Source organism: Desertibacillus haloalkaliphilus (assembly GCF_019039105.1).
GTDB classification, from domain to species: Bacteria; Bacillota; Bacilli; order Bacillales; family KJ1-10-99; genus Desertibacillus; species Desertibacillus haloalkaliphilus.
Window position 1 is genome coordinate 106,401 of sequence record NZ_JAHPIV010000006.1, and the last position, 24,741, is coordinate 131,141.

A 24,741-nucleotide genomic window follows, 5' to 3' on the forward strand; every position below is an offset into this window, starting at 1 on the left:
CTAAAGAGGGCAGCCACAGCCTCCTTCCTATTTAACTATTTACTCAAGTGCGCCTACTTCTTCAAAGTATTGCTCTGCACCTGGGTGAAGTGGAATTGGCATCCCTTCTGTCACTGTATCTATAGTGATGTTCGTTGCTGCATTGTGTGCACTGTGAATTGATTCGATATTTTCAAAGATTGTTTTTGTCATATCGTAAACGACTTCATCTGAAAGGTCACCATTTACTAATAGTAGGTTTGTAATTGCTGCTGTTGGAACAGCTTCTTCATTGTCATAAGCACCAGCTTCAATTTCACCTGCTGAGAAGAACGGATAGTTCTCTGCTAGGTAGTCCATTGCTTCACCTTCGATTGGAAGGATCACTGCTGTTTCTGTTGTTGATAAGTCAATCACTGTTGCATTTGGAACACCACTTGTTACGAATGCCGCATCAACCATACCGTTTTTGATTTGGTCAATCGCTTCAGCGTAAGATAAGTAGTCTTCATTAATATCTTCATAGCTCATGCCATGTGCTTCTAAAATGATACGTGCATTTAATTCAACACCAGAGTTTGGTGCACCTACACCAACTGTACGACCAGCTAGATCTTCAATCGACTCAATGCCAGAGTCTGCTGTTGTTACCACTTGAACATAGTTCGGATATAGTGCTGTTAACCCGCGTAGGTTATCTTTTGGCTCCTCACCTTCGAAAGCACCACTTCCTTCATAAGCTTGTAAAACTGTATCAGCCATTGTGATCGCTAATTCAGCACGGTTTGTATCAAGTAAGTTAACGTTTTCCACTGAAGCACCTGTTGATTGAACAGATGTATCAAAGCCAAGCTCACCTTCTAGTAAACTAGCAACCGCACCTCCGATTGGGTAGTAAACACCTGATGTACCACCAGTAGCTACCGTTACAAATAAGTCTTCATCACTACCTTGTCCACCATCTTCTCCGCCCGCTTGATCGTCGTTACCACCGCAAGCAGCTAAGACAAGAACAAGTACAAGAAACATCAAATACTTTTTCATTTCTCTTTCCCCCTAATTGTTTTTGTTTTACACCATTTTTATATTGCAAATTCCATGCCAAAACGAAAAAATGTGATAAATCCCGACAAACGTGTAAACGGATACAGTTAACGGCACAAAAAAACCGGCAAAAAGTGCCGGTTCGGATTTTTTTGCCGGGTCAAAACTGCCGTTATTGTTCCTCTTGCCCTTGATAGAGCTTTAGTTTCTCCCGCAAATTACGTTCACTAATGCCAAGCATTTCTGCGGTGTTACGGCGATGACCGTTATTGTATTCAAGTGTCGCTAAAATCAGCTGTTTCTCGACTTCTTTCGTCGTTAGCCCGACAAACGAGTCAATCGAGACATCTTCTGGTGGTTTACGTGGTTGTTTATCTTTTCGCATGACTGCTGGCAGGTCCCCAACTTCAATATAAGGTCCATCAGAAATAACAATCGCTGCTTCGATCGTATTGCCAAGCTCACGAATGTTGCCAGGATACTCATAATCAAGCAAGCACTCTTTCGCTTCAGCGCTTACCCCCTTGATTTCTTTTCCTAAACTCTCATTAAACTCTTTTATAAAATATTGAATCAAGTACTCAATATCTTCTTTTCGTTCCCTCAGTGGCGGCAGGCCAATTTCAATGACATTTAAGCGGAAGTATAAATCCTCTCTGAATTCGCCTTTTTCAACCGCTTTTTTTAAATCTTTATTCGTGGCAGCAATCACGCGAACATCAAGCTTTAATGTTTTTGTTGAGCCAAGCGGTGTGACTTCCTTACGCTGAAGAACGCGCAAGAGCTTGACTTGAAGAGCGAGTGGCATATCACCGATCTCATCTAAAAAGATCGTACCATGATTGGCGAGCTCAAACTTCCCTTCTTTTTTACCAGTTGCACCTGTGAACGCGCCTTTTTCATACCCAAACAATTCACTTTCGAGCAAGTGTTCAGGGATGGCCGCACAATTGACAACTTCAAAATGCTCACCACTACGCTTACCAGAAAAATGAATCGAGCGTGCGACGAGCTCTTTTCCGGTCCCACTTTCCCCGACGATTAACACGCTCGTATCAACATCTTTTACTTTTTCAATCAAACGGAACACCGACTCCATTTTTGGGCTTTGACCGACGATGCCTTCATAGCGATACTTGCGTTCAAGTTGGCCTTTTAAATATTCGACTTGATCGTTGAGACGTTTAAACTCTAACGCTTTATCAATGACCGCATACAGCTCGTCGATATTAATCGGCTTCGTTAAATAGGAATACGCCCCTTTTTGCACAGCTTCGACCGATGAAGAGATCGTTCCATAAGCGGTGATCATGATGACAACAACATCCGCTTGCACTTTTTTGATTTCTTCTAACAGCTCAATCCCGTCGACATCACCAATTCTTAAGTCGAGGAGGCAAAGGTCAAACGGCTGCTGCTTGATTTGCTCAACACCATTAGCCGGATCTGTCGTCGAATAAACGTCATAACCATCTTCTAGAGCAAATTCGAGTGACGAACAAATCGACGCTTCATCATCAATGATTAGAATTTTTTCCACTTACGTCATCCCCCTTCTCCTTCTCAAAGCGTAATAAAATCGTTGTTCCGACGCCCTTTTTACTAAATACTTCTAACTGACCGTCATTTTCTTTGACATATTGCTTAGTAATCGCCAGACCAAGGCCTGTCCCTTTTGGCTTCGTTGTAAAAAACGGATCAAAGGCGATTTGAATATCCGCTTCACTCATCCCTACCCCTTGATCGGTCACCGCAATCACAACATCATTGTTTTCTTCATACGCACGAACAGTAAGTGCTAATGGTTCAGCTGTCTCTTTAAGCTCGAGTGCGTCAATACTATTAATCAGTAAGTTAATCAGCACTTGCTTCAACTGGTTACGGTCAACCTTGATCCACAGGTTTGAAGCAAGGTCGGTATGCAGAGCAAAGCCTTTTTTTCGAATCGTCGCTTCAAATAAAACGAGTGATGATTGCACGAGTTCTGCCGTTTCGACTAACTCACGGTTAAGCTTGCGTGGTTTCGTATAATCGATCAGACCCTCAATCAATTCACTTAAGCGTTCAATTTCCTGCGGGACATGAGTCGCAATTTCCTGGCGAAACCGCTCATTGTCAAATTTGCGTGGGATTAACTCCACAAATGTTTTAATCGATGTAAATGGATTGCGAATTTCATGGGCGATCCCTGCAACTAGTCGGGTTAACGCTTGATTCTTTTCCTGCTCAAACACTTGCTTGCGAAGCTTACTCTCTTCGGTTATATCTTCAAACGTCAAAATCAGACCGATGACTTTCTCTTCAAAATTATAGAGCGGATAAACAAAGTAACGGATGAAAAACTTTTGCCCGTCATCTCTTTGCCATTTCGCTTCTTTAGCCTGGTTTTTCGCCGCATGTGCCGTTTCAAAAAATGTCGGCAGTTCGTCCTTGAGTAAGAGGTTCACGAGCGGAACATCGGTTGCCTTTTTACCAACAACATCAGTGGAAACACCGGCAAACGCCTCCGCCTTCGGATTGATTGACGAAATCACACCATCACGATTACACGAAATGATCCCACGCGGACTGCTATTTAGCAGTTGCTGGCTAAAGAGGTGACTATTTTTTGTCTTTTCAATCTGTGTTTGCAGATGACGATTGACGACATGTAAATCACGTGTTTTTCGTTCGACTTCACGCTGCAGTTGCTTGTTCCAACGGTACCCAAGGAAAAAGAGCAAAAGTGCCACCAAGAAAAGTCCGACTATGATTTTTATAATTAAGAGCAGAAGATCTGCGAGTTCATCTTCCGGCTGCTGAAGCCATTTATCGTACAATTCATGGTACGTGCCATCACTAATGACTGTTCGTAAGCCTCGATTAAGCTGCCCCATCAATTGAAAATTTCCTTTTGGAACACCGATCGTATAATCAATCGGAAGTAAATAACTTTCAACGAAATGATAGTCATCTTCAACGCCAGCATCACGTAAAAATTCACTAGCAACGAGTGTATCCCCAACAAACGCCTGACTTCTCTCAGCGAGTAATAATTCAAGCGCATGGACCGCATTCGTTGTCGTTAAGTAGTGGATGCCACGAATATTTTTCATAAAATCATATTGTGCTGTCCCACGCTGAATAGAGACGAGCGTTCCTGACAAATCAGCAACACCCGTAATCTCCGCATCACTCTTCGTAACGACCCCAATCGATGAAGCAAGGAACTGATTAGTAAAATCCACAGATTCCGCATGCTGCTCTGAAAACGGCATCCCTAAAATCAAATCGATATCACCCCGATCAACCGCTTCCACAGCATCTACCAACGTCATTGGTACAAATTGATACTCAAGCTCCTGCACACGAGCGAGCTCCTTGAATAACTCAACCGCAAAGCCTTTGTATTCACCATCTTCTTCAAATTGAATCGGCGCAAAATCACGATGTACAGCGACAAGCAACGGTTCTGTCCCCTGCCCGCCAGGCTCAAGCGCATCCTCGGCAACAGCAACCTGAGTAATAATAAAAAAACAAATAAGTGCGAAAAAAATGAATGAAATTCTCTTGCTGCCCATAGGTTCCCCCTTCTTAAAGCCTAGATCTTTCTATTATAACTGAAAATTGAGATCGCTACATAATAAGAGGGAGTGGTTAGGGATTAGCTGGTTAGTTGTTAAGGGGTAGGGGTTAGGAAGGGAAAGGGGCTCGCTTCGGTGATTATATAGTAGCTGCCAGGGAGTTTGTCCTTCAGCTGCATTGTGAAGGACTTTTCAGGGGATGATTCTGATGGCTTTGTCCTTCATCACCCTTATGAAGGACTTTTCTTTGGCTGATTTCGCCCGCTTTGTCCTTCATCGCCCTTATGAAGGACATTTCTATAGCTGGTTTCGATTCTTTTGTCCTTCATCGCCTTTATGAAGGACTTTTCCATATCACCGAGCGGACACTCTCCCCTTCATCCCAACACCCAACATTCGTAACCCCCCTTCAAAAAGAGAGAGACTTTCCCACCCACGATGAGTGAGACCCCAAACGGTGTTAACCGTTTGCGGCGACGGTAGTCGACGTAGGGGGACAATGCAGAGGGCTTATGAAAGCCCGCCCTTGGTTTGCATAAGCACTCGTAATTGGCTCCACGTCCAGGGTCGAACGACTCCACTCAATATATTTAGTAGTTAGTTGGTTAGTCATTAGTGATTAGGAAAACACTTCATCTAACCTTCAATAAGCCTTTCCTATCCAACTAACCAACTATCCGACTTCACATAAAATAATCCCACAAGTTTTTCCCGATAAAAATGACGGTAATTGTGATAAAAATAACCCGAATATACGAAACCCCTTGCCTAATCGCAAAACGCGCACCGACAAAAGCACCAACCACCATCGACGCACCCATAATCAACCCATACGTCATATGAACCGAATCTAATAAACTAAACGTCACAAGTGCTGCTAGATTACTCGCAAAGTTCAACACCTTCGTATTCCCGGCTGACTCAACAAAGTCAAACCCAAGTAACAAAAAGGAAAATAATAAAAACGAACCCGTTCCCGGCCCAAGAAAACCATCATAAAAACCAATCACAAAAGCAGCTAAAACAATTAATACTGATGATTTCTTTGATAGACCGCCGTATGTAGAGACTCGGCCCCAGTTTTTGTTTTTTATCGTATAGATCGCCACAAAGACTAAGAGAATCAACACAATTGGCTCTAAAAATTCTGATGGGATGGACCACGCGATATAAGCACCAATCGCTGAACCGATTAACGATAACGGGAACAGTTTTGCGACCAGCGAGAGGTTCACTTTCCCCGAGCGCATAAACGTAAGCATACTCGTAAACGAGCCCATTGAGCTTGCTAGCTTATTTGTCCCTAATGCTTGTGCTGGACTCATCCCGGTAAAAAGCAGTGCGGGTAGTGAGATCAAACCTCCGCCACCGACGACTGAGTCAATAAAGGCGGCAATAAATCCTGCAATAATTAAAAATAAGATCATTTCTAGACTAGCTTCTACGAACAAACAGTTCCCTTCTTTCCTCTTGATCGAATTTTCATTCTATTAAAGTCTATTCAAAAAGGGGTGTTTCCCCCTTTTGAATAGACTTGAAGCAATGAGCGGAGCCATTGCAAAACACCATTTGAATACGATCTATTATAACAATTTTTCTCATTATTACTAGTTTATTAGATTCCTAGCGTCTGAGTACCTCTACCCGAATGAACCTTCTGAAAAATATCAAAGCAAAATGAAAGAACGCGTTTCAGATCAACCGAAACACGTTCTTGTCTGGGGTAAGAGAATAGATTTAATGCACCGATTATTTTGTAAAACGTCCGCGTAAACGCATAAGCTCGCGATTTAAGTTCGGATCTTTTTCAAAGGCTGCACGCCCATGCATCCAGAACAAGTTATTAACTAAAACTAAGTCGCCAACTGGTAATTCTAACTCAATCACACTGTCATCGTTTTCAAGTGACTCAGACATTTCTTGTAGATATTTCGCTTGGTCCACTGTTTCAGGGTAAACAAATTGATCAATAAAGCAGATGCAATGTTTGTTGTTGTCTTTAAAGAATGTTGTACGAAGCACATCTTCATCGACATTTTTACTCGCTGGCGCTTTATATGTGAATTGGTGGCTACCAAGTGGATCATTCGCGAACTTATCAAGTTCATCCCAATCATCTAGGTGAAGGAGACGAGACTCGCCACCCTTCGCATTCTCTTCATGCATTTTCATCATAATTAGCCAATCCGTTGGCTCATTGACGAATGTTCCATCTGTATGAAGCGTAAATGTGCGGTACGCTTGACGCAAGTACGAATCACTATTGTCTGTATCTTTCACCGTAAAGCGCGCATAGTATTTGCCGCTCATCGCATCAAAGTTCGGAATGCCGGCAATGTAAGCAAGAGCTGTCCCAAACTTCACATACTCTTCTTTGTCCTCAGTGGCACCTTGAACACCGATTGTAAACCCACCCGATTCACGATCATGAATGATGCTGCGAATTAACTCGCGGAAGTTTTCACCCATTAATGTTTCTAGCGTATTCGCAACAATGTGGCGCATATACGGGACATATTCTAACCGTTGGACAGAAATATCACTCACTTGATCTAGAAAACTTTTTACAACCTCTTTTTTAATTTCAATATGATAGAGACGGTTACTTTGCGGATGTGGTTTCACCTCAAATGCCTCTTTTGATTGTACAAACTTCATTGCTTTTTGCTCGACAGTTGCCATTATAAATTCCTCCCTGTATTTGGATAGTTGTTTTGGCCTGATAGGAGAAAATAAAAATGACCAGCCATATTAAGGAGCTACGCGTAGCGTCCAAAATACAACTGGCCATTATTTACTGAACTGCTCTACGGCAAGTAGAGTCATAGTAAATCGTACAGTTTCGTTTATTCTTTTTTCACCCTATTATGTGACCTTATCTATTCGTACTCACGATTTTGAAAGGGTAATCAATCAAAGGTGAGTATGTGTTCTTCTTTATACTTTATATTATAAGCACAGTGAATACAGAAGTCAATGGTTTTATCTAAAAATTTTGAATGATTCAATTCTTTTCTTCAGCTTTCACTTGCTGGAAATGCAAGTGTAGATCCTTTAAGGCCGCAGCAAGTGCGTGTGTCGCCTTACCGCGATAATAGTTTTGTAATGCCTGAAGCGGCTCTTCAATTCCATCATTTAAGCTAACCCCTTTGAGCAAGGAACCTACAAATTCTCGGCCATGCTCGGTTGCAAGTGTACAAGAAGCCTCTAAGATAACGCCATACTTGCGGTCCACTTCCGCTGTAATGGTTAGTGTATCAAATACACTTTTCGCCGCCATCCCTTGTGGCAAACGCGCGTGCCCCGCTATAAACATCGTATTTGTATTAATCATCGCTGCCAATCTCCCCTTTCTTCCTTGCTGTAGGTCACCTAGACGTTACGAAATGATCGCTGCAGCTTTTAAATGCTCTTGTGCCGGAATGCGGCTGACTACTTCCTTACCGATCTCAATCGATGCGGTTGCTGCTGGTGATGGCGCATTACAGACGTGAACACTTTTCTTCCCTAAAATAATGTGGAAGTCATCTACTAATCCACCATCATGCTTTAGAGCTTGCGCGCGCACGCCCGCTGGTCCTGGGACAAGGTCATCTGCGGTAATTTCAGGAATTAATTGTTGCAAGCTCTCAACAAATCTCGCCTTACTGACTGATCGATACATTTCTTCAAGCCCTTCTTTCATAAACTTGCTCGCAAGCTTCCAAAATCCGCCGTAACGCATCACTTCTGAAAAATCTCTTGCACTAAAGTCTGTCTTTTTATAACCTTCACGTTTAAAACTTAAGACAGCATTCGGCCCCGCATCCACTTCCCCACCAATCATGCGCGTGAAATGAACACCTAAAAATGGGAAGTTCGGGTTAGGAACCGGATAAATTAAGTTTTTCACTAGGTAGCGTTTTTCAGGCTTTAGCTTAAAATATTCGCCTCGAAACGGAACGATCTTCATATCTGTTTGGTAACCGGTACTTTTGGCAACACGATCACTATGAAGACCAGCACAATTAATGACAACACGTGCACGGTGCGTATCTTTATCTGTCTCAATGACAACACCGTCGTCATTTTCATGAATCTTTTCAACTTTTGTACCAAGCTGGATTTCGCCACCACGCTCACGAATAATCTCACCGAACTTTTCACTCACTTGACGATAGTTTACAATCCCCGCCATTGGTACACGAATCGCACCAACACCACGAACATGTGGTTCAATTTCCTTTAATTCATCAGGGCCTATTTTTTGAATCGCGAGCTCATTTTCCAGGCCACGATTATACAAGTTTTCTAGTAACGGTAGTTCCTCTTGGTTTGTTGCGACGATCACTTTTCCACAGATATCATGTTCAATGTCATGCTCCTGACAAAAACGCGTCATCGATTGACTACCTTGTCGTGCGAACCTAGCTTTGAAACTACCAGGCTTATAATAGATTCCTGAGTGAATCACACCACTGTTATGTCCCGTTTGATGCTCTGCTAGTTGCTTCTCTTTTTCAATCACGAGCACCTTCGCATTTGGGTACCGTTCATACAAAGCCATTCCAGTTGAAAGGCCTACAATCCCTCCACCTACGATTGCAAAATCAAACATTGTACTCCCTCCAGTTATTTATTTTTTTAAATCAATGACTGAGTTAACTAGCGTTTCAAATCCATCAATCCGACATTCGACGACGTCACCATCACGAATCACGACCGCTCCCGGCGTACCTGTTGAAATGATATCACCTGGCAATAACGTCATTACTTGTGAGTGAAATGAAACTAAATCCCACGGTCGGAACGTCATATTTTCAACAACATTCTTTCGATGCAGTTCACCATTAATCATCGTTGATACTTCCAGTGTTAACACATCTTCAACTTCATCAGCTGTCACTAGCTGTGGTCCAAAACTAAAGAATGTATCAAAGCTTTTCGACCGAGTTAAGTACCTTGGGTTTCGCTGCAAAATATCTTCAGCAGTCATATCAATGATCGTTGTAAAACCAGCAATTACATCTTTTGCGTTTTCAGCAGAAACGTCTTTACATTCCTTGCCGATGATAATCCCAAGTTCAGCTTCAGCTGTCGTTCGCTCTGACTGCTTTGGAATGTTGATCGTATCTTTCGGGCCAATAATGGTTGTATCCGGCTTCATAAAACTTGCCGGCTCGGTATTCGGTGACTTTTCACTTAAATCAGCCGCATGCTCTACATAGTTCAGACCAATGCCCCAAATTTTTCGTGGATGACGGTATAACGGTCCGAAGTCTACGTCAGCTTGAGGAATGGCTTGCAAACCATCACCTAGAACCCCATCACGTTGGTACCACGTGTTGATTTGCTCTAACTCGCCTTTTTCAATGATCGCAAACACATCTGTCGACCAGTTCTTATCTAGTTGCTTATTAATCTCTTCAATTAGATAAACGTTTCCTCCATCTACAATAGCTGCTTTTTCTGTTTGGTTATGTTTTACAGTAGCTAATCTCATAACGATTTCCTCATTTCATTTTAGTATTAGTTTAGTAGTTGATTCATTGCTCTAACATCTACGACCCGTCTGATTCACTTTCTTGTGGCTGCATCTGTTTCATTACTGAGATTAAGTTATTTTTCGTACGCAAAATGTGATACTCGATCGCTGTACGCAACTCTTGCGGATCATCACGCATAACCGCCTCGTAAATCATCCGATGCTCCCGTTGAGTTTCAGGGTAATGATCGACAAGCAAACTCGGGGCGATTGGCGAAATCCCCAGGCTCTCCACCATTGTATGCACCCGCGTCCACGGGCAGCCTTTTCGTAATGTTTTATGGAAATTAGCATTTAAATTCACATAGTAATCATTCGTCTCAGCAGTAAGCTGTAACGATTCCATCTTTATTAAAGTACTCCCTAGTTCTTCTTTATCTTCTCGTGTTAAATACGGTAATGACTTTTCAACCGCTAATCCTTCTAAAAATGAGCGGGTATGATATATTTCTTCGATATCCTCAACCGTAATTGGGGTGACGATGGCCCCACGATGTGGTTCAATTTTGACAAGCCCTTCGATTTGCAATTGACGTAACGCTTCACGAACAGGCATACGGCTAACTCCTAACCTCGTTGCCCACTCTTCTTGTTTAAGTCGTTCTCCTTTTTTCAATGTGCCGTCTAGAATGGCTTGCCTTAAACTTGTTGTCACATAGTATAAAACCGTGGCTTTGTCTTTCATTTCATTACCCAATTACAAACCACCTCTTACAATTGAATTAGGACTCTCTCTTAATTAGAGAGCCCTTTTTTAGAATACCAAAGTTTCCGATTACTCGATAACCCCCTGCTCTTGGTAGTAACGCTCAGCTCCTGGGTGCACTGGTACATTGGCAATCCCTTCTGTTGCTAATTGGACATCAAATTGCTCAAACACACCATGAGACCCTTTAATGTCATCTAAGTTTTCCCACAATGTACTTACAAGTTCATATGCAACTTCATCAGACATTCTTGCGTCTGCCACAATAAAGTTATACTGAGCAACGGTTTTCACATCATAATCTTGGTTTTCATAGGTTCCAGCCGGAATGTCTAATTGAACGTAAAACGGATTATCTGCCATTAATTCATCAATCTTATCCTGTTCCATGCTTAATAACTTTCCATCAGCTGTTGAAAGCATCTCTGATACGGCAGATGTCGGTATCCCAGCGTTCACCATCGCCGCGTCAATTTGATTATTTCTCATTAAGTCAGTCGCTTCAGTAAAGCCAACAAAGTTTGTATTTACATCATCAAACGTTAACCCATAAAGCCCAATTGTACGCTCTGCCTCTGTCTCAGTCGCACTTCCAGTTGCACCTGGTGCAAATTGCTTTCCTTCAACATCGGCGATCTCCTCAACTCCACCGCCATCCCTTGCTACGAAATAGTTGTAGTTTGGATATAAGGCGGCAATCACTCGTAAATCTTCATATGCACGACCATCAAAGGAAGCATCGCCATTATAAGCGTCAATAGCAACCCCAGCTGTTGTCCAGCCAACATCGGCTTCACCTTGCTGGATAAAGTTAATGTTTTGAACACTCCCATTTGAAGCTTGTGAGCTTGCTGTTATATCTTCAATCTCATTGGACCACAAGTCAGAAATGATTGAACCAGATGGATAGTAAATCCCTGTTGTAGTCCCTGTTGCAAAGTTAATGCGATCTTCCCCACTACCACCTGCACCATCTGAGCTACAGCCTGCAGCTAGTAAAGAAGTACCTAAAATGAATGGAACGACTAATTTTTTGAACATAATTTCCTCTCCTCCTATGGTTTCGTATATTTTTATGTCTAACATAAAGTTAATTCATAGATTCATAGTGGCTTAAGATGCTGCCGGCTTCATACTTGCCGGTTGTCGCTTCTTCTGCCTCAACCCTTGCGAGATAATAAGCAATAGCAACAATGCAATACCTATTAAGTCATAAATGAGCGCAGGCTCAATTAATAGGAATGCACTCGTAAATAAGAGCAGGCGCTCAACAAGATTTACCCTTGTTACGAGCCAACCTTGTAAGGCTGATGCAAGTGAGACAACCCCAACAAGCGCAGTTAGCAGTGCAAGAAAGCTCGCAACGACACTCTCACCATTAAACAGTAGGACCGGATTAAATAAGAAGAAAAACGGAATGATAAACCCGGTAATCCCAACACGCATCGCTGTCCAAGAGACTTTATTAGGAGAAGCCTTCGCGATCCCAGCAGCTGCATAAGAAGCAAGCGCCACTGGAGGTGTAATACTTGATAATGCTGCATAGTAGAATGCAAACATGTGAGCCGCTAAGACAGGAACGCCGAGCTCGACTAACAGTGGCGCCGAAACTGTAGCTACAATAATGTAAGCAGCAGTTGCCGGTACACCCATCCCCATCACAATACTAACAAGCATTGTTAGTACAGCAGCTAAAAATACACTCTCTCCTGCAAAATGAAGGATGTTATTCCCTAACACTAGACCTAAGCTTGTTAATGAGACCGTCCCAACGACCACACCAACAATTGCACAAGCAACACCAACACCAACAGCTGCCTTTGTCCCTTCTTCTATCGAACGAATAATTGTTTTCATATCCATTCGCGTTGACTTTCTTAACCAACTTGCAACAACTGTGGAAAAGAGCGACCAAACAGCCGCGTATAATGGCGTAACCCCATACACCAATAAGCCAACGAGGACAACCAGGGGAATCAGCAAGTGCCCGCCTTCCTTTAATACCTTAAGCGCATTCGGGATATTTTCCTTTGAAATCCCTTCTAGTCCTAACTTTTTTGCTTCAAAGTGAACAACCATAAAGACCGTCACATAATATAAAATTGCTGGAATAATCGCTGCCAAAATGACTGTTGTATAAGGAACACCAATGAACTCCGCCATAATAAAACCGGCTGCCCCCATGATTGGTGGTGCAAACAACCCCCCTGTTGAGGAAACGGCTTCTACAGATCCTGAAAAGTGCGACTTGTATCCAGTACGCTTCATGAGTGGAATGGTCACCGATCCAGTCGTAACAACGTTACCTACAGCACTTCCATTTACCATTCCCATAAAGCCACTTCCGATAACTGAGACCTTCGCCGGTCCTCCAGCTGATCGACCAGCAATGGTTAGAGCCAAGTCATTAATAAAGTCTGTAAAACCACTATTCTTAAGAAATGCACCAAAGAGAACGAACAGGAAAATATAGGTCGCAGAAACACCTAAAGCAATTCCAAAAATCCCTTGCGTACCCCAGAACATAATGTCTATGATCCGGTTGACACTGAATCCGCTATGACCTAACGGCCCGGAGAAGTAGACCCCAACTAAATTATAGAGAAGAAAAACAGCCGCAATGATTGTCAGCGCATTTCCAATTGCTCTCCGACTCGCCTCAAACACCATCAGTATTCCGATCCCGCCAAAAAAATAATCAAGCGGCACATGAACGCCGGCTCTATTTCTTGCAAAATCATCAAACGTGAGAAGCAAGTAACCAACTGAGACCACGGTTAGCAAGATACAGACGATGTCCCATGCGGTCGGCAATTTCCGTTGCTTATTTTTCTTTTTATTTGCTGGAAATAGTAGAAAGGTAAAGACTAACAAAAAGCCAAGATGCCATGCTCGTAACTTAATCGCTTCCAACACACCAAAGCTTGTCACATAAATTTGAAACAAAGACCAAATAATTGCAATAACTGTGATGACCTTAAGCATTGGTCCAACATAGGACCTAATGTTAGAATCTGAGTCAAGCTTTTTCACCAGTTCTTCTTGATTCACTTCAGTAATGTCTTGTTTTTTCTTAAAAATACTCAAGCATTTCCCCTCCCTCTAAGCTAAATTAGATCTTTTTCACAAACGCGCTCACACCATTTCGGATCCATAACCCTCTATGTGCATACGCGGCGACCTCATTCACCCTCACCAATCTCTCTTTTTAAACCAAAAAGTATAAAAACGCTTACATTGTATCCAATAAAAACTGGAATCTCACACTATATTTAAGTGACAAAACCCACTAACAATCGTTAATAGCGATCACAAAGGGTTCTACCTCCAATTAACATAAACACCATTTCAAAAGTAGTAAATGTATATTGGATACAAAATGAAGTTTACCACACGCCGCAACACGATGCAATAATATTCAGTAAATTCCCTCATTTTTTTGTTCTAAACTTAACAAAACCAGTGAAACAGTAAGTTTAAGGATCAATTCACATGAGATAACGTAAAAATAATTACATCTCTATCATTTCTAAAATCAATACCTTTTGTAAATTGGATCCAAAAAGAGTCACAGTAGAAAAAAGTGCGAGTAAGATAACTACTTTGCTCCTCATCCTTGCCAGCGCACTCCGTCCCCTTGTCCACAACAACCAAAAACGACCTGCTGCCACGCAACAAGTCGTTTTCTCACATATCTAAATATCTAATACCGTCGTTCATTTCTTTCACAAGATCACTTCGATTGTTGCGACACCCCTTGCTGCTTACGATTTTTCCTAACCAATAACATAAACAGAATCACAATAATCACTTCTAACAATAAGCCAAGTGTTGCCCACGTAAATGTGGAGAAATAAAACAACTCCCCCGTATTTCGAAAGAAAAGATTTGCACATAACGCTAATAATATTACGATGGGTACAAGCGTGAATTTAGACTTCTTTTTTGTAAGTAGTGCGACGGCACGTTTGATCCCATATAAGACAAGGGCCATTTTTGCAAACACCGTTGGAAAATAAAGCGCAACGAGCACTAAATCAAGGCGATCAAGAAACTCGGTTAAACGAATATGTTGCACTATACGGTACGTTGGGTACAGATTATAGCGAATCACTTCTGCACCGATGACAGCAATTGAAGATAGGATAAGCACAAAGAGTAAAAAGAGGCCAACCCCTGCCCCGAGTATGACAGAACGCTTCGCATCTTTAAACGGTTTTACCGTATGAATGATTAGTAGGATAGCAACAACTTCCCCTACCCAGGCAAACCCTATAAATGACGCTTGCAATAGCGACGGGATCGCTTCCAACTGTAAAGCCGGCTCAAAATTACTAAATTCAAATTCGTTAATTAGCGAAATAGGAATGAACACTATGACTGGAATAAAAACCAAAAAAATCACTTCAGTAAATCTTGCAATCACTTCTAAACCAGACCATGCAAGATACAGTACAGCTGCAATAATCAAGATACTAATCACAAACCTTGGCGTAAGTGGCAACAAGGTGGACATGACAAACGAAGAAATGATCCGAATGTCACGAATAAATAGATGTGCAAGCAATAAAATAAACGCCATCGCTATTAACTTCGTGATCCATGAGTTTGTATCCCAAATCGTTTGTATGTCTTTTAGTTTATTCATCCCAAAGAACGCAAGTTGAATGATAATGAATGCAAACACAAACAACACGACCGGAACAGCCCATGAATTTTGCATCGCAAGGTCAGCAAACGCTTGCGGAATATTAACAAGTGCCAGCGCAACAACCATATTCGCAGACATAAAGGCGACTTGAAGGTTTGAGATCTGCTTTTTCATTTTCCAACCACCAATTCTGTCCAGGCTCCAAACGTTGCCGATAACCATTCTATATAAACAAATAGCTTATCACCTGGAATAAGGTATAGTGAAACAATCGCAACAACTGCTGAAGTCGATAAATAAAGAACCTTCTCTCCTTGGTGTTTTTTAAACGATTTTCGCCCAAACAGATAGGTGATAAGTAATGACACCCATATAAATACTACTTCTATCATTGGCTGTTCACTCCTTTACACCAATCCCTTTACTCGTTAACCCAGTCGCTTGAACAGGCGATTCCACCGTGATTTCAATTTCAAGCTCAGGTAGTAATTCTCGCCAGTGCTCCTTCCATTCCTTCCATTTGTTAGGTTCACGACGCCTTAGTAACCAACCTAATCCAAACGTATCAATTCCTCTTGAAAGGGTCGCTGTAAAGATTTCATTAACATGACCCTCAATTTCTTCTTTTAATGCTTTTTCGACTGTATCAAACACACTTGGTTCCTCTAAGTTTAAATCGGATTGGTTTTCCAAGATCATTGCTTGTGTATCAATCGTCACTAAAAACTTCGGTTTATCATTTTCAATTTCGTAATCAATGGTTGCGGTCTGATCTTTCATCCAGATATTAAGGTAGTTTCTATCACCAACAGGTAACGTGACATAATTACCATGCATCAGTTCCATCATCCATGATACACCTTTACTCTCCTTTTCTGTTGTGATAAATTCAAGCTGATCTTCTTTAAAAATGCCCACTCGCTTAATTTGCACTTGCTCGGACCTAGCTTCCGGGTTCGGATTATTGTTTTCAGCAACATCAACAACGGGTAACATTGGGTCCATCCCGTCACGCTGAAAATCCTTTAAAAATTCACCAATCGACTGTTCATAGCGGGCGTTACCAATTTCGCGAATCGCCTCAGCACCGAGCTGTTCGAGCTCTGGGTTAACAGCTATTACATCAATCGCCTGGCCCTCAGTCATAAACACATTTGTCGTCAAGCGCCCTTCAATGTTGCGAGTAAGTACATCAAGTTTTTTCCCTAATCCTGCTTTAGCAGCATCTTTACCGAACAAAATGACACGGCGATGACCATAGCGCAAGCTACGAGACAACCGTTGCTGCAGGTCATCTTGGGCACGACGAACACTTTCTCCAACACCTGCATCGACATAAAATGGATCGCCTCCTGTTGTACCACCGCCGCCACCCTCACTACCGGCACCACCCATCGCACCAGGTAATGGGATTTGTTCACCGACGATAAATTTTCCACTTTCAAGGCGGTCAATACTCGTGGCACTAACGACCGCGACATCATTTACTTCAATTCGATCCCAACAACCGACTTGTACAAATAGCACAATAAAAATGAGTAATAGCAGTAACCTTTTCTTCATGCGCTTCCCTCCAGCATTTGGAGTGTTTAATTATCATTCGTATCTGGGGATGGTTTTAAATTGACCGATTCACGCTTCATATTGTTTGCGACAATATGTTTCGGTCGTTTCTCCATTGCCCACCATGGTGTACGAATGAATACATCTTTTAATTCATTAACAGAAAGTGGTGCTAATGGTGCTAAATATGGAACGCCAAATGAACGTAATTTGCATAAATGAGTTAGTAAAAAGACCGTCCCAATGATAATGCCAAATAAGCCAAAAATCGCTGCTAAAATCATCATCGGAAACCGTAATAACCGAATCGAAATCGCCACATTAAAGCGCGGAATCGTAAACGAAGCAATCCCCGTTAAGGAGACAACGATAACCATTGGTGCAGAAACGATCCCCGCTTCTACTGCCGCTGTTCCAATGACGAGTGCCCCTAAAATACTAACCGCTTGGCCGATCGTTTTTGGCAATCGTACTCCCGCTTCACGCAAGGCTTCAAAGGCTAATTCCATTAAAATCGCCTCAACAAAGGCTGGAAACGGAATCGCTTCCCGACTTGCCGCAAACGTAAATAACAGTTTGGTCGGGATCATCTCGTAATGAAACGTCGTCAAAGCGATATATACAGCTGGTAAGAATATGGCAACTGATAAAAAGATAAAACGAACCCAGCGTAAGAAAATCGAAATATAAAAACGACTATAATAATCCTCACTTGCCTGAAATAGCTGCCAAAACGTTACTGGCATTACCATTGCAAAGGGTGTACCATCGATTAAGATCGCGACTCGCCCTTCTAACAAGTTCGCCGCAACGGTATCCGGTCGTTCTGTGATTTGAATTTGTGGAAACAAACTTGATGGATTGTCTTCAATTAACTCCTCGATATAACCACTTTCAAGCACCCCATCGATCTCAATCCGGTCAAGACGACGTTGCACCTCATCGACAAGTTCTTGGCTAGCAAGGCCATCTAAATAAGCAACAACTAATTTCGTTTGCGTTTCTGTCCCTACCTTTCGATTAAGGTATTTTAAATTTTTCGTCCGTAGCTTTCGACGTAGGAGAGCAATACTTGTTGCTAAATTTTCATTAAACCCTTCCCGTGGCCCCCGAATACTTGATTCTGTTTCTGGCTCTGTAATTCCACGCGTTTCAAAACCGTTTGCTTCAAATAAAATCGCTTCATTGATGCCATCAACAACTAACGCCGTATTACCGCTAACAACTTCATCAACGATATCTTCGATGAACGTCTTCTTTGAGATCTCCGCGATTGATACGAGCTGTTCCTCAATTGTCGCAATGGTTACGTCTTTACCTTCATACTCATACAATTCATGAATCGCATGAAACTCTAGACTCGCCGTATCGACAAGCCCATCAATAAAAATGAGATACGCATATTTCGGACCAATTTTCAGCTTACGAAAAACGACATCTGAGCAGTCTTTCAGCTTTTTTTCTAAATTGGTCTTATTTTTCACTATATCAACACCAAGCGGCTGCTTGAATATTGGCTTTTTAATATGTAAACACCTCGCTTTGCCGAGACTACTAAAAAAGACCAGCTCCCCTTTTGAATTGCACTTGATCAAAGCCACTGAAACATCCGTCTTTCTACAGCGGCTTCCCTTTCTGAGGATGTATTTGTTATCATCTCCAAAGCAAGGTAGCTTATCCATAAAAATGTCAGCATAACTGCAACTTAGAATCCTCATTAATAAGCCAGTCCAACACAAAAAAGATTGTTCCCAATAGGTAACAAATCACCATTTTTGAGAACAATCCTTTTAAAATAAATCTAGCTGTCTTGGGGCCAGTCCCTCATATTCAATGCCGAGAAGCTCAATCAATTGCTTTGCATTGCCAGCCGCATCTCCCCCTGAATTGTTGTTAAACAAGACGTAGATATCTTCTGTTTGCTGTTGAAGCTGTTCGAGGTTTTTCTTCCATTCAAGCAATTCCTCTTCGTTATACTTATACAGATAACGAACATCCCGCCAATTGCCGGTGCCCGGGTCGTTCCAGCCGTACTGATTGCGTCCATGCATCCGAACTAAGCTGACGTTTGAATCTGTCGGCTTTAAAACGGTTGGCACAGAGCCACTCCCTGCTTGCGGTTCATCACAAATGCTGTGGATCCAACCCTCTTGCTCCATAAAAGCTAATGTTTTCTCCCGAAAGTTAGTTGAGAACCATGACTGATGGCGAAATTCTAACGCAGCTGGCAATCCCTCTAACTGCGCTTTACAATACCTCAACAACTGAACATGCTCTTTCTTACAATCGAACCACGGCGGAAACTGACAGAGCACCATCGCTAGCTTCCCGGTGCGAATGAGTGGCTCTAATGAATCAACAAACGCTTCGTACATCTGCTCACGCGAATCAAATGGACTTTGCCCACGATTATGACCGGTGATTCCCTGGTACGCTTTAACGATAAAACGAAAATCATCAGGCGTCTCACGGACCCATTTTTCATAATTGCGGTGCGGCTGAACGGCGTAAAACGAAGCATCAACTTCAACGATTGGAAAGTGACCACTGTACGATTTAAGCTTTTCCTGTTGACTGCCATCACTCGTATAAAGGTCATCATGGTCTCCCCAGCCAGTCAAACCAATATAAATCATCACTGTACTCCTTTCTACTTAGTTGGTTAGGGGGGTGAGCAACTCACGGAGGCATCTTTTACTCCAATGTTTTCCTAATGACTAATGGCTAACTTAAGTTGGGTAGTTTGGTAGGCTTCGGGCAGCTCTTTGCTGCACTGTTCACCCTAATGTTTTCCTAACAACTAACTACTAACCACTAACCGACTAATCCCTAACCACTAATTACTAAAATGTGGTTTAAATTCCTCTAACCTAGAATAGATATGTATTGATGTTCACTGCTTCCTGAAATACTTCGGTAAGGGGGTTTTTTAATATGGATAAAGAGCAAATTCAATTTTATCACGAGAAAGACCAAAAAAACATCTGGCACGGGATGCGTCCAGCGAAAGTAAAGCAATCACTAATCGCTGCAAAAGCTGATGGCGCTTGGGTGACCGATATTGAGGGAAATCGGTATTTAGATGGGATGGCGGGGCTATGGTCTGTCAATGCTGGGTACGGCAGAAAAGAGATTGCTGAAGCTGCTTACGCGCAAATGCTTGAAATGCCTTTTTACCCGCTCATGCAAAGTCACACAGCAGCCATTGAATTAAGTGAAAAATTGAATGAATGGCTTGATGATGATTATGTCTACTTTTTTTCTAACAGCGGTTCAGAGGCGAATGAAACAGCCTTTAAACTCGTCCGTCAATATTACGAACAAAAAGGGGAACCAAACCGACACAAATTCATCTCTCGTTATCGCTCTTATCACGGCAATACGATCGCAACATTAGCCGCCACTGGGCAAGCCCAACGGAAGTATAAATATGAACCACTTGCACCAGGCTTTTTACATGTCTCCCCACCAGATTGCTATCGCTGTCCATTTGGAAAGACAAAGGACAGTTGTAACCTCGAATGCGCATCAGAAATCGAGCGAACGATGACGTGGGAACTAGATGATACAGTAGCTGCAGTGATTATGGAACCGGTCATCACTGGTGGCGGTATCCTCGTTCCTCATGACGATTATATGAAAAAAGTTCGCGAGATTTGCGATGAGCACGGTGCCTTATTGATTTCTGATGAAGTTATTTGCGGATTCGGGCGCACAGGGAAAAAGCTTGGGTATATGAACTACGACGTAAAGCCGGACATTATTACGATGGCTAAAGGACTCACAAGCTCTTACCTCCCTCTATCAGCAACCGCAGTAAAACGAGAGATCTATGAGGCTTTCCAAGGCGAAGACAAACACGACCACTTCCGCCATGTCAACACATTCGGCGGTCACCCTGCAAGCTGTATCGTTGCGATCAAAAACTTAGAAATTCTTGAGAGCGAAAAGCTCGTCGAACGCTCGGCCGAACTCGGTGAACGCCTGCTCGATGAGATGAGCGAGCTAAAAGATCTTCCACAAGTAGGTGATATCCGCGGAAAAGGCTTGCTCCTTGGCATTGAACTCGTTAAAGATAAGCAAACAAAACAACCAGCCGATGAAGACCTCCTAAAACGCATCGTCGCTGCCTGTAAACAACATGGTCTCATTATCAGTAAAACGTCTGACACCGTCGCCGGATTCAACAACATCCTAACCCTCTCTCCACCACTATCAATCACAGACGACGACTTCACTTTCATCGTTAAAACAATGAAAGACGCAATCAAATCAGAACTCGGAAGCTAACTGATTGAAAGCACAATTTAACCAGGGTCCCCCCTTTGCTCAAAACTTAGAGGGGCCCCAGGCAAATTTTTTAAAACGTCATCAAACTGCAACGTACCCTAGATGAAGAAAGGAAGATTGCGATTGCCATGAATGATTATCCCCAAGCTGTTATCGACAAACTAGAAAGCATTAAGGAAGAAGGTGGGATTGAACGCTACACAGACCAGCGCCACACCTATATCATCCTCGCACTCGGCATGCGTCCAACTGGAGGGTATAGCATCGAAGTTACGAGCATTCGAGAAAAAAACGACAAAGTCGTCATCCAGGCTCGCGAAATCGCCCCTGGTCCTTATGACTTCGTCACCCAAGTGATCACCTATCCAACGAAAGTTGTCAAGTTAGATCGCACAACCTTACCCGTCTTAGTCATTTGGCGAAATGGCCAACAAGAAGCTACCCTCGTCTAGCCACCGTCCACCTCAGGCACAATATGTCTTTGTCTTTTTATTGTGCCTAAACGAGGTGCTTAGGCTGACTTATCGGACAACCTTTTTGCTAGCGCACTCCGGGGCCCTTTACCCTTCAACGATATAGCTGATCTTCAGAAGGGACCTATCCCTCTAACTCAATCTAAGGCAGCGCGAGTAAGACTACTTCAATGACTTACCCTCCTTGCTGGCGCACTCCGACCCTTTACCCAAACCGCCAAACACTATGACTTAAATTTCGATATCGAAAACTCCGATGAAGCAAGCTCGCTTTTTGCTCATCTGACGCTGCTCCCATCGCATAAAAAATCGGCACAAAATGCTCGACTCCAAATGACGGTACAGCCATCTGCGCAGACGGTGCTTGCTCTCGGTAGGCAAACAGCGCATCAAGATCCCATTTTAAAAGCTTCTCTTCTAACCACTGATCAAACTGAACTGCCCATGTATCAACGACACCATCATCTTGCCCCATATTAACAACGCCAAGATTATGAACGGTACCACCACTACCAACGATTAATACATCCTTTTCTCGTAGCTCCGCCAGTGACTGTCCGATCTCATACTGACTACGAGGATCGAGGTGCGGATTCACTGACATCGATATGACCGGAATATCTACTTCTGGATACATGAGTTTCAGCACAACCCATGCACCATGATCTAAGCCGCGCTTCGGGTCAACTTCATAACTTATGCCATGCTGTTGAAAACGATCAATAATCTCTTTTGTGAGTGTCGGCTCCCCTTTTGCAGGATACTTCATTTCGAATAACTCTTGAGGAAAGCCACCAAAATCGTAAATCGTATCAAATGTCTCAACATCACTTACTTTTTGAGTGAGCGACTCCCAATGGGCTGAAAATAAGACAATTGCTTTTGGACGTGGCAGTTCATCAGCTACCTGTTTTAAATATCTCGTGTATTCATTATTTTCAAGTGCTAATAACGGTGCTCCATGTGCAACAAACAAAGATGGCATCATTTTGAATTGAATCTCCTTTCGGTTCACTGCTTTTTCTTGATTATACCGAAATATCGGTGGGCTTGTACAACAAACGGCTCTTGTGAAGGACATTTCACATGGCTCTCACTCTTATTTTGTCCTTCATTACACCGATGAAGGACATTTCTCTCGACTCCTACCCTCAGTTTGTCCTTCATTACACCCATGAAGGACATTTCTCATGATTTTCACTCTCATTTTGTCCTTCATAACATCGATGAAGGACATTTCTCATCTCTTTCACTCTCTGTTTGTCCTTCATAACCGCCATCAAAGACATTACCCTCTACTTCTGCTCTCATCTTGTCCCTCATCACACCCGATGCCCTCACGGAGCCTCATCGTCGTCTCCTCCGCTATTTTACCTCATATCCGCCTCTGCACTCCCAACCCAAAAAAAAGCACCGCATAACGCGGTGCTTCATTCCTTAACCGATTGAACCTTCCATTTCGAATTTGATGAGGCGGTTCATTTCTACGGCATATTCCATTGGTAGTTCTTTTGTGAATGGCTCGATGAATCCCATAACGATCATCTCTGTTGCTTCTTGCTCAGAAATACCGCGGCTCATCAAGTAGAATAATTGATCTTCAGATACTTTTGAAACCGTCGCTTCGTGCTCAAGCGTAATGTTGTTGTTTAGAATCTCATTGTACGGAATTGTATCTGATGTTGATTCGTTATCCATGATTAACGTATCACACTCAATCTTAGATTTTGACCCTTCAGATTTGCGTCCGAAGTGTGCAATCCCACGGTACGTAACTTTACCACCGTGTTTTGAGATTGATTTCGATACGATTGTTGATGAACAGTTTGGCGCAAGGTGTAATACTTTCGCACCAGCATCTTGGTGCTGTCCTTTACCTGCAATCGCAATCGAAAGGATCGTACCTTTTGCACCTTCACCTTTCATAATAACCGCTGGGTATTTCATCGTTACTTTTGAACCGATGTTACCGTCAACCCATTCCATTGTTGCATTTTCATAAGCAACGGCACGCTTTGTAACAAGGTTGAAAATGTTTGGTGCCCAGTTTTGGATCGTTGTGTAACGGCAGTATGCATCTTTGTTAACGATGATCTCAACAACCGCACTGTGTAGTGAGTTTGTTGAGTAAACCGGCGCCGTACAGCCCTCAACATAGTGAACAGAGCTATCTTCATCAGCGATGATTAACGTACGCTCGAATTGCCCCATGTTTTCAGAGTTAATACGGAAATACGCTTGTAGAGGTGTATCTGTCTTCACACCTTTTGGTACGTAGATGAATGATCCACCAGACCAAACCGCAGAGTTTAATGCCGCAAACTTGTTATCTGACGGAGGAATCACTGTACCGAAGTACTCACGGAAAATTTCTTCGTGCTCTTTTAGCGCTGTATCTGTATCTGTGAAAAGAATACCTTTTTCTTCAAGGTCCTCTTGCATGTTGTGGTAAACAACCTCAGACTCATATTGCGCAGATACCCCAGCAAGATACTTCTGCTCTGCTTCAGGAATCCCTAACTTATCAAATGTGTTCTTAATTTCCTCAGGAACTTCATCCCAAGATTTCTCTGATTTCTCAGATGGCTTAACGTAGTACGTGATGTCGTCAAAGTCTAATTCAGCAAGGTCGCCGCCCCATTGTGGCATTGGCATTTTGTAGAATTGCTCTAATGACTTAAGACGGAACTCAAGCATCCACTCAGGCTCTTCCTTCATTTTTGAAATCTCTTCAACAATCTCACGAGTTAAGCCTCGCTTCGAACGGAAAATCGAAACGTCTTTATCAGCAAAACCATATTTATATTCTCCGATTTCCGGCATTTTCTTTGCCATGAGAAAACCTCCCTTTAAATGTTTGCATGCTTTTTTTAAAAGCTTGCCGACAGGTGAAGTTGGGTTGCTCTGCACTCAGTAGGAATGTCAGGGCAAATCAATCTTCATTTATA

The 24,741-nt window shown here is 42.6% G+C and carries 20 protein-coding genes; 2 read left to right on the forward strand and 18 right to left on the reverse strand.

Features of this window, described 5'->3' with window-relative positions; genetic code table 11:
* Window positions 1-39: 39 nt before the first annotated feature.
* The 16 genes from KH400_RS08245 to KH400_RS08320 form a co-directional block, all read right to left on the reverse strand.
* The gene (locus KH400_RS08245) at window positions 40-1,023 is read right to left on the reverse strand and encodes a TAXI family TRAP transporter solute-binding subunit (RefSeq protein WP_217223856.1); all 984 of its coding nucleotides are present in this window, start codon (window positions 1,021-1,023) and stop codon (window positions 40-42) included.
* Window positions 1,024-1,195: 172 nt separating this feature from the next.
* Window positions 1,196-2,563: a sigma-54-dependent transcriptional regulator gene (locus KH400_RS08250; RefSeq protein ID WP_217223858.1), complete on the reverse strand. Its 1,368-nt coding sequence runs from the start codon at window positions 2,561-2,563 to the stop codon at window positions 1,196-1,198.
* Complete coding sequence (locus KH400_RS08255; protein ID WP_217223860.1) at window positions 2,541-4,583, reverse strand: transporter substrate-binding domain-containing protein; 2,043 nt, start codon at window positions 4,581-4,583, stop codon at window positions 2,541-2,543. The genes KH400_RS08250 and KH400_RS08255 overlap by 23 nt, the downstream gene beginning before the upstream one ends.
* 686 nt (window positions 4,584-5,269) lie before the next feature.
* On the reverse strand, window positions 5,270-6,013 hold the full coding sequence (locus tag KH400_RS08260; RefSeq protein ID WP_217224051.1) for a sulfite exporter TauE/SafE family protein: 744 nt from the start codon (window positions 6,011-6,013) through the stop codon (window positions 5,270-5,272).
* 322 nt (window positions 6,014-6,335) lie between these two features.
* The gene (gene glaH / locus KH400_RS08265; protein ID WP_217223862.1) at window positions 6,336-7,268 is read right to left on the reverse strand and encodes a glutarate dioxygenase GlaH; all 933 of its coding nucleotides are present in this window, start codon (window positions 7,266-7,268) and stop codon (window positions 6,336-6,338) included.
* 322 nt (window positions 7,269-7,590) lie between these two features.
* A complete protein-coding gene (locus tag KH400_RS08270) occupies window positions 7,591-7,920 on the reverse strand; it encodes a DUF3870 domain-containing protein (RefSeq protein WP_217223864.1) in 330 nt (109 codons plus the stop codon).
* Window positions 7,921-7,965: 45 nt separating this feature from the next.
* Window positions 7,966-9,183, reverse strand: coding sequence for an L-2-hydroxyglutarate dehydrogenase (lhgD, locus tag KH400_RS08275; protein WP_217223866.1), 1,218 nt, complete (start codon window positions 9,181-9,183; stop codon window positions 7,966-7,968).
* 18 nt (window positions 9,184-9,201) lie between these two features.
* Entirely contained in the window at window positions 9,202-10,068 is an 867-nt protein-coding gene (locus KH400_RS08280) for a fumarylacetoacetate hydrolase family protein (protein ID WP_217223868.1), read from the reverse strand.
* Between the two features lie 58 nt (window positions 10,069-10,126).
* The gene (locus tag KH400_RS08285) at window positions 10,127-10,807 is read right to left on the reverse strand and encodes a GntR family transcriptional regulator (protein WP_246589461.1); all 681 of its coding nucleotides are present in this window, start codon (window positions 10,805-10,807) and stop codon (window positions 10,127-10,129) included.
* Between the two features lie 78 nt (window positions 10,808-10,885).
* Entirely contained in the window at window positions 10,886-11,857 is a 972-nt protein-coding gene (locus KH400_RS08290; protein ID WP_217223870.1) for a TAXI family TRAP transporter solute-binding subunit, read from the reverse strand.
* 72 nt (window positions 11,858-11,929) lie between these two features.
* Window positions 11,930-13,903 (reverse strand): TRAP transporter permease, encoded by a 1,974-nt coding sequence (locus tag KH400_RS08295; RefSeq protein ID WP_246589462.1) that lies wholly within the window; start codon window positions 13,901-13,903, stop codon window positions 11,930-11,932.
* A 646-nt stretch (window positions 13,904-14,549) separates the two neighbouring features.
* Window positions 14,550-15,641 carry a GerAB/ArcD/ProY family transporter gene (locus KH400_RS08300; protein WP_217223872.1) on the reverse strand — a complete coding sequence of 364 codons (1,092 nt, stop codon included), beginning with the start codon at window positions 15,639-15,641 and terminating at the stop codon, window positions 14,550-14,552.
* Window positions 15,638-15,859 (reverse strand): hypothetical protein, encoded by a 222-nt coding sequence (locus KH400_RS08305; protein ID WP_217223874.1) that lies wholly within the window; start codon window positions 15,857-15,859, stop codon window positions 15,638-15,640. Before KH400_RS08305 ends, KH400_RS08300 begins: the two co-directional genes overlap by 4 nt.
* A gap of 7 nt (window positions 15,860-15,866) precedes the next feature.
* Entirely contained in the window at window positions 15,867-17,030 is a 1,164-nt protein-coding gene (locus tag KH400_RS08310; RefSeq protein WP_217223876.1) for a Ger(x)C family spore germination protein, read from the reverse strand.
* A gap of 26 nt (window positions 17,031-17,056) precedes the next feature.
* Window positions 17,057-18,514, reverse strand: a complete 1,458-nt coding sequence (locus tag KH400_RS08315) for a spore germination protein (RefSeq protein ID WP_312889095.1) — start codon at window positions 18,512-18,514, stop codon at window positions 17,057-17,059.
* A 306-nt stretch (window positions 18,515-18,820) separates the two neighbouring features.
* Entirely contained in the window at window positions 18,821-19,666 is an 846-nt protein-coding gene (locus KH400_RS08320; RefSeq protein WP_217223880.1) for a DUF72 domain-containing protein, read from the reverse strand.
* Between the two features lie 298 nt (window positions 19,667-19,964).
* On the opposite strand from KH400_RS08320, the gene KH400_RS08325 reads away from it, so the two are divergent.
* Both KH400_RS08325 and KH400_RS08330 read left to right on the forward strand, forming a co-directional pair.
* Entirely contained in the window at window positions 19,965-21,320 is a 1,356-nt protein-coding gene (locus KH400_RS08325; protein ID WP_217223882.1) for an aspartate aminotransferase family protein, read from the forward strand.
* A 128-nt stretch (window positions 21,321-21,448) separates the two neighbouring features.
* Window positions 21,449-21,772 carry a protease complex subunit PrcB family protein gene (locus tag KH400_RS08330; RefSeq protein WP_217223884.1) on the forward strand — a complete coding sequence of 108 codons (324 nt, stop codon included), beginning with the start codon at window positions 21,449-21,451 and terminating at the stop codon, window positions 21,770-21,772.
* Between the two features lie 226 nt (window positions 21,773-21,998).
* Here the strand turns inward: KH400_RS08330 and KH400_RS08335 are convergent, their stop codons facing one another.
* Together KH400_RS08335 and sufB are read right to left on the reverse strand one after the other, a co-directional pair.
* Entirely contained in the window at window positions 21,999-22,781 is a 783-nt protein-coding gene (locus KH400_RS08335; protein ID WP_217223885.1) for a DODA-type extradiol aromatic ring-opening family dioxygenase, read from the reverse strand.
* 449 nt (window positions 22,782-23,230) lie between these two features.
* Window positions 23,231-24,628: a Fe-S cluster assembly protein SufB gene (gene sufB / locus KH400_RS08340; protein WP_217223886.1), complete on the reverse strand. Its 1,398-nt coding sequence runs from the start codon at window positions 24,626-24,628 to the stop codon at window positions 23,231-23,233.
* Window positions 24,629-24,741 lie beyond the last annotated feature (113 nt).